This window comes from uncultured Kriegella sp. (assembly GCF_963975415.1).
In the GTDB taxonomy this organism is placed as follows: domain Bacteria; phylum Bacteroidota; class Bacteroidia; order Flavobacteriales; family Flavobacteriaceae; genus Kriegella.
Map to the genome: position 1 here is coordinate 88,266 of NZ_CAXBGN010000012.1, position 11,569 is coordinate 99,834.

11 protein-coding genes are annotated in these 11,569 nt (G+C 40.9%); 8 read left to right on the forward strand and 3 right to left on the reverse strand.

Annotated elements, in window-relative coordinates:
• Positions 1–11 precede the first annotated feature (11 nt).
• The 8 genes from AACZ88_RS20185 to AACZ88_RS20220 all read left to right on the forward strand — a co-directional run bounded on the left by AACZ88_RS20185 (position 12) and on the right by AACZ88_RS20220 (position 7,165).
• Positions 12–371, forward strand: a complete 360-nt coding sequence (locus AACZ88_RS20185) for a DUF4260 domain-containing protein (protein WP_339714431.1) — start codon at positions 12–14, stop codon at positions 369–371.
• Entirely contained in the window at positions 364–993 is a 630-nt protein-coding gene (locus AACZ88_RS20190) for a DUF4230 domain-containing protein (RefSeq protein WP_339714434.1), read from the forward strand. Before AACZ88_RS20185 ends, AACZ88_RS20190 begins: the two co-directional genes overlap by 8 nt.
• Before the next feature lie 78 nt (positions 994–1,071).
• Positions 1,072–1,395, forward strand: coding sequence for a Dabb family protein (locus AACZ88_RS20195; protein WP_339714437.1), 324 nt, complete (start codon positions 1,072–1,074; stop codon positions 1,393–1,395).
• Between the two features lie 11 nt (positions 1,396–1,406).
• Positions 1,407–1,961: a GNAT family N-acetyltransferase gene (locus tag AACZ88_RS20200; protein ID WP_339714440.1), complete on the forward strand. Its 555-nt coding sequence runs from the start codon at positions 1,407–1,409 to the stop codon at positions 1,959–1,961.
• On the forward strand, positions 1,951–2,307 hold the full coding sequence (locus AACZ88_RS20205) for an MmcQ/YjbR family DNA-binding protein (protein ID WP_339714443.1): 357 nt from the start codon (positions 1,951–1,953) through the stop codon (positions 2,305–2,307). Before AACZ88_RS20200 ends, AACZ88_RS20205 begins: the two co-directional genes overlap by 11 nt.
• A 47-nt stretch (positions 2,308–2,354) precedes the next feature.
• A complete protein-coding gene (locus AACZ88_RS20210; protein ID WP_339714446.1) occupies positions 2,355–4,124 on the forward strand; it encodes a DNA mismatch repair protein MutS in 1,770 nt (589 codons plus the stop codon).
• Between the two features lie 104 nt (positions 4,125–4,228).
• Entirely contained in the window at positions 4,229–5,230 is a 1,002-nt protein-coding gene (locus AACZ88_RS20215) for a metal-dependent hydrolase (RefSeq protein ID WP_339714449.1), read from the forward strand.
• 111 nt (positions 5,231–5,341) lie between these two features.
• Entirely contained in the window at positions 5,342–7,165 is a 1,824-nt protein-coding gene (locus AACZ88_RS20220) for a DUF5060 domain-containing protein (RefSeq protein ID WP_339714451.1), read from the forward strand.
• Positions 7,166–7,244: 79 nt separating this feature from the next.
• Here the strand turns inward: AACZ88_RS20220 and AACZ88_RS20225 are convergent, their stop codons facing one another.
• The 3 genes from AACZ88_RS20225 to AACZ88_RS20235 all read right to left on the reverse strand — a co-directional run bounded on the left by AACZ88_RS20225 (position 7,245) and on the right by AACZ88_RS20235 (position 11,564).
• Positions 7,245–8,345 carry a DUF4407 domain-containing protein gene (locus AACZ88_RS20225; protein WP_339714453.1) on the reverse strand — a complete coding sequence of 367 codons (1,101 nt, stop codon included), beginning with the start codon at positions 8,343–8,345 and terminating at the stop codon, positions 7,245–7,247.
• 191 nt (positions 8,346–8,536) lie between these two features.
• Positions 8,537–11,197, reverse strand: coding sequence for a M56 family metallopeptidase (locus tag AACZ88_RS20230; protein ID WP_339714456.1), 2,661 nt, complete (start codon positions 11,195–11,197; stop codon positions 8,537–8,539).
• A 1-nt stretch (position 11,198) separates the two neighbouring features.
• On the reverse strand, positions 11,199–11,564 hold the full coding sequence (locus AACZ88_RS20235; RefSeq protein WP_339714459.1) for a BlaI/MecI/CopY family transcriptional regulator: 366 nt from the start codon (positions 11,562–11,564) through the stop codon (positions 11,199–11,201).
• Between the last annotated feature and the right edge of the window lie 5 nt (positions 11,565–11,569).

Genomic DNA, 11,569 nt, shown 5'->3' on the forward strand with positions numbered 1-11,569 from the left:
ATAAACAAATCATGGGTGCAATTTTGAAATTGGAGGAGTTTATGATGTTCATGTTGGGAATATACCTGTTCGGCTTGCTAGAATATGAATGGTGGTGGTTCTTAGTTTTAATACTTGCCCCAGATATCGGCATGGTGGGCTATTTTTTAGGCAATACTATCGGAGCTTCGGTCTACAATCTCTTTCATCACAAAGGGGTGGCCATTCTAATGTATCTTGTAGGGGTATATCTTTCCGTATCTTTGCTCCAGTTGATCGGGGTCATTCTTTTTGCCCATTCCGCCTTGGATAGGACTTTGGGGTACGGACTTAAATATGATAAAGGATTTAAATATACCCATTTGGGTGAAATAGGAAATTCGGATGGATAGCATACCATTACTTATTATTGGGCTTATTCTCGGGGCCGTTCTCATGTACTGGTTGTTCTCGAGATTTCGTATAAAACAAAGCAAAGAGCGTACAGATCAGCAATCGATTGTTTTGCTGGAAAAAATCAGGAGTGTCTGCAAGTTAATATCTGTCGAGGGCGATTTTGCCGAAATCTATACATACGAGAATACCAAAAACGATTTTACAAACCTTTTCAGAAGTAAAAAAAAGGCCTTGTTGGTAATCAATGCCAAGGTGCATATCGGTTATGATTTTAAAAAGGTAAAAGTGCATGCCGATAAAGAGAAACGAAAAATTATTTTGGCCTATATGCCGAAGCCCGAGGTAATTTCGATCGAACCGGAAATTCAGTATTATGATATAAAAAGCGGAATGTTCAATTTTTTTTCTTCGGAAGATATTACCACTTTGAATAAAGAAGGCAAACAGCATATACTTAATAAAATTCCCCAAAGCGGTTTGATGGAAACGGCACGAAAGGATGCCTGGCAGGCCGTAATGATGATAGAAAAAATAGTGGAGACTATTGGTTGGAAATTAGATTATACAGCGCTTGAGGTGAGCGAAGAGCGCGAGAAACTTTTGGAAGAGAATTCTTGATAAAAACTGAAAAGAGGCGTAGTATTTTTATATTTTTGAAAATGACCCTATTAAACCCTGGTCGAAATTAAATAGAGCATGAGAGAATTTGATCCAACATTTGCCCATACAGTATTCTTCTGGTTACATAATCCAGAGCGTCAAGAAGACAGAAAAACGTTCGAAACTTCGCTACAGAAGTTTTTGAACAGTTCGAAATATGCCAAAACAAATTTTATCGGTACACCGCCCCAGGCGAGTAGAGACGTTGTCGACGGCTCTTTTACCTATTCGTTGATGGTCACTTTTGAATCTGCGGAGGCACAGCAAAAATATCAAGAAGAAGACGTACACAATACCTTTATAGAAGAATCAAGCAAGCTTTGGAGCAAAGTCATTGTCTATGATTCCCAGACCATTTAAAGCCGCTGTTTATGGTTGTTTTTAGAACTGCGACTCCTTCCGATATTGAAGGTATAGCGGGCCTCCATGTTACGAGCTGGCAGCAAAACTATAGGGGAGCATTTAGTGATGCGTTTCTTGATGCCGAAGCTTTAATTGAGCGACGGCTTGTTTGGCAAGAGCGTCTTACTTCTATCGAGCCGCGGCAGTTTATCAGCGTGGCCGAACATGAAGGTGCTATCGTTGGTTTTGTCTGTGCGTATTTAAATCATAGTCGGGAATATGGCACGCTGTTAGATAATTTACATGTAGCTTCTGAGATGAAGGGTATGGGCATTGGCAAAAGTTTAATGGCGTTGGTAGCAAATGAAAGCGAAGAGCGGTATCCGAATTCAGGTTTGTATTTATGGGTTTTGGAGCAAAATAAAAAGGCCCACGAATTTTATACGCACTTGAACGGTGAAAAAATCGAAACGGTTTCAGGAAACGATATTGGTGATCGTACGATATTAAAATCACGCTATTTTTGGAGCGATATAAAAACATTGCTGAAGAGGGTGAAAAAAGAATATAAGGGTGAACATTGAAGATTTCAGGGAATATTGCATTGCGAAAAAAGGGGCGGCCGAGGACTTTCCTTTTGACTCCGGTACGCTGGTGTTCAAGGTCATGGGCAAAATGTTTGCCTTGGCACCTTTGGAACGTATGCCCTTAAAGGTCAATCTCAAATGCAATCCTGAGCGAGCTATTGAATTACGTGAGTTGTATGACGGAGATATCACTCCCGGTTATCATATGAGTAAAAATCATTGGAATACACTGATGTTGGAGAACCTTTCGCCCAAATTGGTCAAAGAATTAATAGATCATTCCTACGACTTGGTTGTTGCCGGGCTGACCAAAAAGCTCCGTGCCCAATTAGATGCGCTTTAGAACGATGTAAACAGTGCTAGTTTAGCGCAACAACAATGAATTCCTAAATGAATAATCTTCACTCCTTTTATAACGATAAAATAACTTTATACGAATCTCAATTGGCTGTACTAAAAAAGCAATTGTTTGCCTCTAGCATGATTCGTTTGATTGTTTTTTGTATTGCGGCTTTCGCTATATACTTTTTTTTTGGTAGTCCTAAGCTAGTTTTGGGTATCGTTATTTTGGCAATAATACTTTTTTTGGCATTGGTTTCCAGACATACCAATTTGCAGTATAAAAGAGACAAATTATTGGCGCTTATTAAAATCAATTCCACCGAAATTCAGGTTTTAGACCGTAATTATCACCATCTTGCCACCGGCACTGAATTTAAGGATCCTGAACATTATTTCAGTCAAGATATCGACCTGTTCGGCAAGGGTTCTTTTTTCCAGTATTGTAATCGTACGGCATTGCCACAGGGTAGCGAAACTTTGGCTGCCTTGCTAAAAGAAAATGCCCTAACAGCCATTGATCAAAAGCAGCAGGCCATAATGGAACTGGCTAAAATGCCCGACTGGCGCCAGAATTTTAGCGCCATTGCATCTTTGGTCAAGACTGAAACGCCTTATACTGTCATTATCAAATGGATGAAGCAATACGAGTCTTTTGTTCCGGCGATAATGAAATTTCTGCCCATGCTGTTTTCTATCGCATCTGTGATTATAATAACAGGATATTTTATGGGTTGGATGCCTGGGTTGGTCCTGATCGGATGGTTTTTTCTTGGATTGGTCATTAGTGGAAGATTTCTCAAGAAAATAAATAAGCTGTCGAACGATACGGCTAAAATTCAAACTACTTTTCAGCAATACAAACAATTGATCGAAAAGTTGGAGGATACTGATTTTCAATGTGATTTGCTTGCCCAAAGGAGACGAACGATAGTTCAGGAAAATGGCAAGGCTTCTAGCGTTCTACATCAATTTTCCCGCCATTTAAGCGCCTTGGATCAACGTAATAATATCTTGATCGCCTTTTTTGCAAATGCCTTTTTACTGCGTGATTTGCAGCTTAGTTTTGCTATCGAAAAATGGGTCGGACAACACGGGAATGATATTGAGGCATGGTTCGAAACGATTGCCTTTTTTGATGCTTACAACAGCCTTGGAAATTTTGGTTACAACCATCCTGATTATACATATCCTCGTTTGGTCGAGTCTGGGGTGGTGTTAAAGTCGGAGGCTGCCGGGCACCCCTTATTGGACCCCCAAAAGAGTATTCTGAATGATGTCGAGATTGATGACGAACAGTTCTTTATTATTACTGGGGCAAATATGGCCGGTAAGAGTACATTTTTAAGAACCGTTTCCCTGCAAATAGTAATGGCGAATATGGGGCTTCCGGTATGTGCTTCCCATACGGAGTATCATCCTATAAAATTGATTACTAGTATGCGAACCACAGATTCCCTGACCGATGATGAATCGTATTTCTTTTCAGAGTTGAAACGATTGAAGTACATCGTAGACGAAATTCAAAATGACCGCTATTTTATTGTGTTGGATGAAATTCTAAAAGGAACAAATAGTACCGATAAGGCAAAAGGTTCGCGAAAGTTTGTAGAGCGTTTGGTGGCCTCGAAATCAACGGGAATCATCGCGACCCACGATTTAAGTCTCTGTGAAGTCGTCGAAGAGTTGCCCCAGGTCAAAAACTATTATTTCGACGCCGAGATTATTGACCATGAATTGCATTTTGATTACAAATTCAAAAAAGGCATTTGCCAAAATATGAATGCTTCCTTTTTGCTAAAGAAGATGGGGATTGTTTGAAACCGTGGTTGATAAGACAGGCGGCTTCCTTCGTTCCACATAATGGCGTCATTCAGAATGTAGCGAAGGAATCCGTGAAAGGCGCGACATAAATTTAAAAATTAATGGATTCATTAACTCAAATAGTATTAGGTGCTGCGGTTGGCGAGGCTGTTTTAGGGAAAAAAGTGGGCAATAAGGCCATGCTTTATGGCGCAATTGCGGGTACTATCCCAGACCTAGATGTATTGTCCCGCTATTTTACCGATACGGTCACGGCCATTGAGTGGCATAGAGGTTTTAGCCATTCCATTTTCTTTGCTATACTTTTTGCCCCTCTTTTTGGATGGCTGATTTCAAAACTGGAACGTAAACAGGATGCTACATGGAAAGATTGGTCATGGTTGATGTTTTGGGGGCTTTTTACGCACCCACTTTTAGATGCCTTTACTACTTGGGGTACACAATTGTTCTGGCCCTTCGATTTGCGATTGGCGTTTCAGAGTATCTTCGTTATCGATCCCTTGTATACCCTCCCTTTTTTGACACTGCTGATAATGTCCATGGTAAAGAAGAGAACCAACCCGAAGCGCGAACGCTACAATCGGTTAGGGTTGTCGATCAGTACGGGATATTTAGCGGCAACGGTGGTTCTAAAGGGAATGGCCTACCAACGGTTTGAAATGGCTTTAGAGGCACAGGGTATTGCTTATTCCGATATTGATACACGGCCCACACCTTTCAATACAATGCTCTGGACGGCCAATGTTGATACCGAAAATGCTTACCTTATCGCAAATTTCTCCTTCTTCGATAAAGAACCTATTTCATTTCAGGTATATCCGAAAAATCACCAATTATTAGGAGAACTGGCTGCAAACGACAAAGTGAAACGTTTGAAGGTCATTACCGGTGGATGGTTTACGATAACCAAAAGCGACGGTACACTCTTTTTTAACGACCTCCGGTTCGGGCCGATCAGTTTAGATCCCAATGAGTCAAAGTTCGCCTTTAGTTATAAACTCGTTGAAAAGGGGGAAAAGGTGGAAGTAGAAGAAATGCCCAAAATGAGGGGTGATGCAAAAAAACTGTTGCGCGAACTATGGCAGCGTATGTGGGGCAATTGAGTGCACCTTGATTTCTAAAAGTCGGCTGTCTTGAGTAAAGGAATAAAGAAGTATCTTGTTGGTGTTTAGTCTTTTTGTAGCGAACCGGTCATAATGAAACCATAGAAAATCATGAAAGAATTCAGCATATATGTTCTGGTACTTTTGCTCGTTTCCTGTGAGGGGAAAGAAAAGGAAGTCGTGCTCGAAACCTATCAGCAATGGCATACGGTGACCTTGCCATTTAATGGGCCTGAAACCAAGGAGAATGCGGATGATAATCCGTTTTTAAACTATAAGTTATCCGTTGAGTTTAAACATAAGAACAGCCAATACACCATTCGTGGTTTTTATGCGGCCGATGGCGATGCTGCCGAAACGAGTTCAGATTCCGGGAGCGTATGGCAAGTGCGGTTTACTCCTGATAAAGTAGGTGAATGGTCTTATGCTGCGTCGCTATATCATGGTGATTCTATCGCTTTAAGTACCGATTATAGTTCAGCGCAAGCAATCCATTTAAAAAATGCTTCGGGTAAATTTCAGGTTGTTCCTTCCAATAAAGAGAAACCTGATTTTCGTGGTCAGGGACGTTTGGTGCATAAAAACGGCCATTTTCATTTTAAGGATGCCAGCACCTATTGGATCAAGGGAGGAGCGGACAGTCCCGAGAATTTTTTGGCTTATGAAGATTTTGACGGAACCTATCGAATGCAAAGTTCGAATGACGACGGTGAAGCCAAAACGGACAACAGCATTCATAAGTATATCCCCCACCTAAACGATTGGCAAGTGGGAGACCCTACGTGGCAGAACGGAAAGGGAAAAGCGATTATCGGCGCGGTGAACTACTTGGCTTCGAAAGGCATGAACGCCGTCTATTTTTTAACATTGAATATTCTGGGCGATGGAAAAGATGTTTGGCCGTATCGAACGCCCGATGATTTTACCCGATTCGATGTCAGTAAATTGGAACAGTGGGAGATCGTTTTTCAACACATGCAATCTAAGGGCATTTTATTACATCTCGTACTTCAGGAAACAGAGAACGAAACCATGCTGGATCGAGGCGATACAGGGGCGTTACGACAACTTTACATAAACGAATTGATAGCGCGTTTCGGGCATCACCTTGCTTTGAACTATAATTTGGGAGAGGAAAATGGTTTTGCCGATTTTACGCCGATTGCCCAAAATGATGCGCAGCGCAGGGCGATGACCACATTTATAAAGAAAAGCGACCCCTATAATCATCCTGTTTTGCTGCATACCCATTCCCATGATCCCGCACGGGGAAATATTTTAGATTCCATTGTCGGGTTCGAAGAATTGGACGGGTTGTCATTACAGGTCGATAAACGCGAAGGAGCGGCTGAAGTCGTTGAAACTTGGAAGCGAAAGGCACGTGATGCGGGGCACGAATGGATGATTACCATGGATGAAATCGGCATGTGGCATACCGGTGCGGTTTCCGATTCGTTAGATGCCAATCACGACACCTTACGACGTTATGTTCTTTGGGGAACGCTCCTATCTGGAGCAGCTGGTGTGGAATGGTATTTCGGGGCAAATAACCGTTATCACGATCTTAATACGGAAGACTGGCGTTCACGTGACCGACTATGGGAATTAACGGATTATGCACTTGCATTTTTCAGGGATAATCTCCCTTACTGGGAAATGGAACCCGAACATGGTCTAGTTAATTTAAAGGATGCGTATTGTTTCCGGAAGCAAAACGAAGTTTATACCGTTTACATGCCTGATATTGGGAAATATACGATTGATTTGACAGAAGCAAATGGTGAATTCGCACTGTTATGGTTCGATCCTTTACAAGGTGGGGAATTACAGGAAGGATCTATCAAGGCCTTAAATGGCGGAAGCGTCCAAGATTTGGGCAATCCCCCGAAAACGGAAGCGGATCAAGATTGGGTTGCGCTTCTTAAGAAAAAGTAATTTTCCTTTTTTAATAATGTATTTGGTCGGGTACCTTATTCAGACGCTAACTTTATGGTTTCCGGTCGGTGCAGATAGACTACAAGCCTTTGACCTGAATTTCATAGAATTTATCGGCCTGCTTTTTCAAGAGTTCTTCGGCCTTTTGTTTTTTATAGGCATATACCAAATCTTCTTTGGCGATTTCGTTATATATCTTTTCATTTAAAGCTGTATCCGTAGCCAGAAGTTGTTCACGTTGGAATACTTTTTGGGTAACCCACGTTTTAAGAACACTTTCGGCATCTTCTTCCTTAAGGTCATATTCTCCTTTTGGTGCCAACAATTTGACAATAATCGGGGAAGTCTCGATGGCTAAAAACAACAGAAAAATAAAGAAGGATGGAAACCAAGGTAATTCGCCTAACGCGGTAATTCGGGCCATGAGTCCGTCAAAACCGTCGATAACAGGTTGGGCGTTTTTGACTTCCTCGGTATAAGTGGAATTCAACAAAGCGATTTGACTTTCAATTCCGATAATTTTTTGGTTGTTGGTCTCCCTCAAGCCCTCCAACTGGGCTAAGGAAGCGTCGTGTTTCTCTCTTTTTTCGGCATAAACCGGACCTTTTCCTAATAAAAAGGTGCCTTCCCGCCCTTCGGCTTCGGCAATATAGGTGTCGTAAAGTGCATTCGTTTCTGCTTCTTTGACGGCAATTTCGTTTTTTAATGAAGTAATGTCTTGTTGTAGTTTTTCGACTTCAGGGGTGTACTGTAGTGCCAATTGCTGCTTGTTGGCCAGGGTCATTTCATTTTTCTGATCAAGTAATACCTGATTTATTTCCTTTTCGAATATTTTAAGTTCCAAAGGTTTCGAGATGACGACAGCGATAATCACCGCTAAAATGATTCGTGGTGTAGCTTGCAGCAGCTCATTACCAAAACTGTTGCGCTTTTTAATTGTGGAAACAATAAAACGATCGAGATTAAAGATCAAAAGTCCCCAAATCAATCCGAAGAAAATAGCGGGATAAATAGTATCAAAAATCGTAAATAGGGCATAGCTGCTGGCAATAAAGGCCATAACGGCCGTAAAGAAAACGGTGGCTCCGATACCTACGTATTTGTTTTGCTCTCCTTGCGAGCAGGTGTCAAGAATAGACGTGTCCGCCCCGGAACAGCGGATGAAAAAACGTTGTAACATGATGTTCTGATTTGATTGATGATGAACATATGTGACGTTTTTTAAGAAGATTTGTTACACTAAAATGGAGATAGTTAGTTGAAATATTTAGTTATTGCGAGACACGAAGCAATCTGTTTGTCGGAAACAAAATGTTTTAGATTGCTTCGTGCCTCGCAATGAAGTATGCCAAGACACTTTACGTACCGTATTTAATTGGTCGATTTTTCAATAGGCTTTGACATTAAACCAGCCTCCACTGCCAAGTCAACATAATTGTCATAGTCGACCATCGTTTCTTTGTACAGTTTTTGAAGATTGGTGATTGTTCCTTTCTTGTGCTGCGTATAGTTGTTTACAGCTTTGCTGTAGGTGTTGGCTTTTGTATCAAATTCTTTAAAAGCATTTAAGAGTTTTTTGGAATGTTTTTCCGGGTTGGGAGTTTTATATGGTGGCGGTGGCGGTGGAATGGCCTGGCTTTCTTTCCCATCGGGAACTGCAACTGGCGGGGGAGGTGGTGGAAGGGTTTGGCTTGACTTGTTTGGGGCAATTGGGGAAGCCGGTTTTTTGGGCGGCTCAGGGCATTCGGGAAATGGTTGTGCCTCCTTTTTTTGTGTCTGGGTCATTTGGCCATAAATATGCTCCAATGTTTTAAGATCATGTAGTGGAACCACCCTTTTTTCTTGGGGTTGAGCATTGTATTTTTTGGCAAGGGTGTTGAATTCCTTAATTTGATCTTTGGTAGCGCCATTTTGGGTCGGGGGAGGAGACGAATTTTCTGGTCCTCTAATGTCAATTTGTGCTACGCCATATTCGTTAAGTAAATTTTCAACGGTAGCTATGGTCGCTTTCGGAGCGGATTTATCTGCTACGATTATAGCACGAACGGACTTTTGTCGCTCTTCTTTTGAAAGATGCGTGTTGAATTTCATCAAGAACGAATCTAATTTTTCGATTGTGACAAGCTCAGATCCAACGAGTAGTTGGCCATTTTTGTTTATTAGAATTTTGATGAAATCAATAGCTCCTTGGAGATTTTCAAGAGGTGCATTGCATTCGGGAAACGGTTGGGCTTCCTTTTTTTGTATTTCGGTCATACGGCCGTAAATATGCTCCAATGTTTTAAGATCTTGTAATGGAACGACTCTTTTGTCTTGGGGTTGTGCATTGTATTTTTTGGCAAGGGTGTTGAATTTCTTAAGTTGATCTTGGGTGGCACCTTTTTGATTTGTTTCGTAAGTGTCAAATAGTTGACCTTTCGATCCCTTAACTTCAATAACAGTTGGATCTGGTAATTTCGCCCATTTCTGCACCTTATATTTTTGTATTTCTGAAGTGGATAATTTTTGATAAACAAGATTCAATCTAGCCTCTAAAATTCTCAATTCCGAATGATTGCCCCCTAAGCTTTGAATATAATCTTTTCTTGCTTTGTTATATTGGATAAGGAGTTGGTTATAGGTATTAACGTTTGCCTTAAGATAAGCTTCGTCAAATGCGCTTTTAGTGTATAAGTGTACTTGATAGTCTTGGGGAAATCTTAGGCTACGTGCATTTTTATGAACGAAACTTGAAAAATAATGGCTAAAGTCAGAAGGTTTTTTGTTGTTCAAAAAAGTATTGTCGGTTACCTTTCCGTCAATCCAGATAGCACAATATTCCTTGTTTTTCCATTGATCTAATAGATGTTGTGAAGGAGCTTGTGGTTTTGTATCTGTGAGATTAATCGGTGCCAGTTTAATTATATTGTAATTGGTGACCGAAGCCTTCTGTTCTTCCGTCATCAAATCGTAAATGGCTACAATACGTTCATAGCTATCGCCACGTATCATTTTTACTTCGGCCCTTTGATAATTCTCTATAAACGTAATGTATTCTTTCATCATCGCTTCCGTTGCTCCATTCGCTCGTTTTTGTTGGGACAAAATAGAAGTATTCACGTCTGATTTTTTGGTCTTGATTTTCGTATCGCTAAACCCATAGACCAATAGGGCAAGCAACGGTAATAGGAGGAAGCTTCTGAATAATACCGATTTTTTTGAGGTGTGTGTTTTCATGACTTTAAAACGTTTTTTGACCTGCCCCACGGGATTTCGCCCAAAAGTGAACGATTTCCCGAAAAGGCTAAGTCTGATTGATGAATTTGATGAATATATAATGGCGTTCGCCAATGATTGATGATGATGTTCGGTAAAGGACAATAGTAGCTTCTGGTAGTTATTTGTGTTGGTACTCGAGGCAAGTACGGCCTGGTCGGCCAGAAATTCATGATTAAGCTTGATATGGTATTTGGCCCAATAGACCAGCGGATTAAACCAAAGCAATACTTGTAGCAGTTCAATAACAAGTACATCGATACTGTGTAGTTGTTTCGCATGCGTTTCTTCGTGAACCATGACCTCTTCCGGAATTCGATCTGTCTCGAATTGCTGTTTGTTTAAAAAGATATATCGGAAAAAAGTATGGGGAATGACCGCTTTTTGAAGCAGTACATGTATGAACTCATTGATTTTTATTTTAGGATTGATACGTATGTTTTCTCCAATACTCCATAAATTCTTTATGAACTTGAAAGCGAATACGATAACCCCAAGGCCATAGATAGACCATAAAATAAATGGCCAATACTGGAATGAAATGTCTTGATTTACGGTAACCGGTGAGGCGACTTCGAAAGACATGGGTTGAAAAACTTCCAACGGAGCCGTTACATATTCGGTAAAAGTGATAAAGGGAATACCCAATGCCAGTAATACCGAACCCAACAGAAAGTAGCGTTTAAAGTGGTGCATGTGCTCCTTTTCCAGAAAAATCTGATAGAACAGTAAGAAGGCTGCCAGACAGAGACTCGATTTTAGAAGGTGAAGTATCATGTTATTTCTTTTTCAATTCGTTATCGATCAGTTTTTTTAATTCCTCCAATTCGGTTTTACTGAGGTCCGTTTCTTGTGTAAAAAAAGAAGCAAATTGCCCCGGACTGTCGTTAAAAAAGTTTTTGATGAGTCCGTTAACATGTTTTGAGAAGTAATCCTTTTTTTTGACCAAGGGGTAATATTCCCGCAACCGCCCTAAACTTTGGTAAGCCACAAAACCTTTGTCGGTCATGCGCTTTAAAAGGGTCGCCACTGTAGTGGTTGCAGGCTTGGGTTCGGGGTAGGCTTCAAGCAGGTCTTTCATAAAGGCCTTTTTCCGTTTCCATAGGATGTTCATAAGCTCTTCTTCTGATTTTGACAACTGCATTCCCT

Excerpts from the sequence above, each read along its gene's own strand:
- AACZ88_RS20185 (WP_339714431.1), top strand. The coding sequence starts at position 12 with ATGGGTGCAATTTTGAAATTGGAGGAGTTTATGATGTTCATGTTGGGA.
- AACZ88_RS20190 (WP_339714434.1), top strand. The coding sequence starts at position 364 with ATGGATAGCATACCATTACTTATTATTGGGCTTATTCTCGGGGCCGTT.
- AACZ88_RS20195 (WP_339714437.1), top strand. The coding sequence starts at position 1,072 with ATGAGAGAATTTGATCCAACATTTGCCCATACAGTATTCTTCTGGTTA.
- AACZ88_RS20200 (WP_339714440.1), top strand. The coding sequence starts at position 1,407 with ATGGTTGTTTTTAGAACTGCGACTCCTTCCGATATTGAAGGTATAGCG.
- AACZ88_RS20210 (WP_339714446.1), top strand. The coding sequence starts at position 2,355 with ATGAATAATCTTCACTCCTTTTATAACGATAAAATAACTTTATACGAA.
- AACZ88_RS20215 (WP_339714449.1), top strand. The coding sequence starts at position 4,229 with ATGGATTCATTAACTCAAATAGTATTAGGTGCTGCGGTTGGCGAGGCT.
- AACZ88_RS20220 (WP_339714451.1), top strand. The coding sequence starts at position 5,342 with ATGAAAGAATTCAGCATATATGTTCTGGTACTTTTGCTCGTTTCCTGT.
- AACZ88_RS20225 (WP_339714453.1), bottom strand. The coding sequence starts at position 8,345 with ATGTTACAACGTTTTTTCATCCGCTGTTCCGGGGCGGACACGTCTATT.
- AACZ88_RS20230 (WP_339714456.1), bottom strand. The coding sequence starts at position 11,197 with ATGATACTTCACCTTCTAAAATCGAGTCTCTGTCTGGCAGCCTTCTTA.
- AACZ88_RS20235 (WP_339714459.1), bottom strand. The coding sequence starts at position 11,564 with ATGCAGTTGTCAAAATCAGAAGAAGAGCTTATGAACATCCTATGGAAA.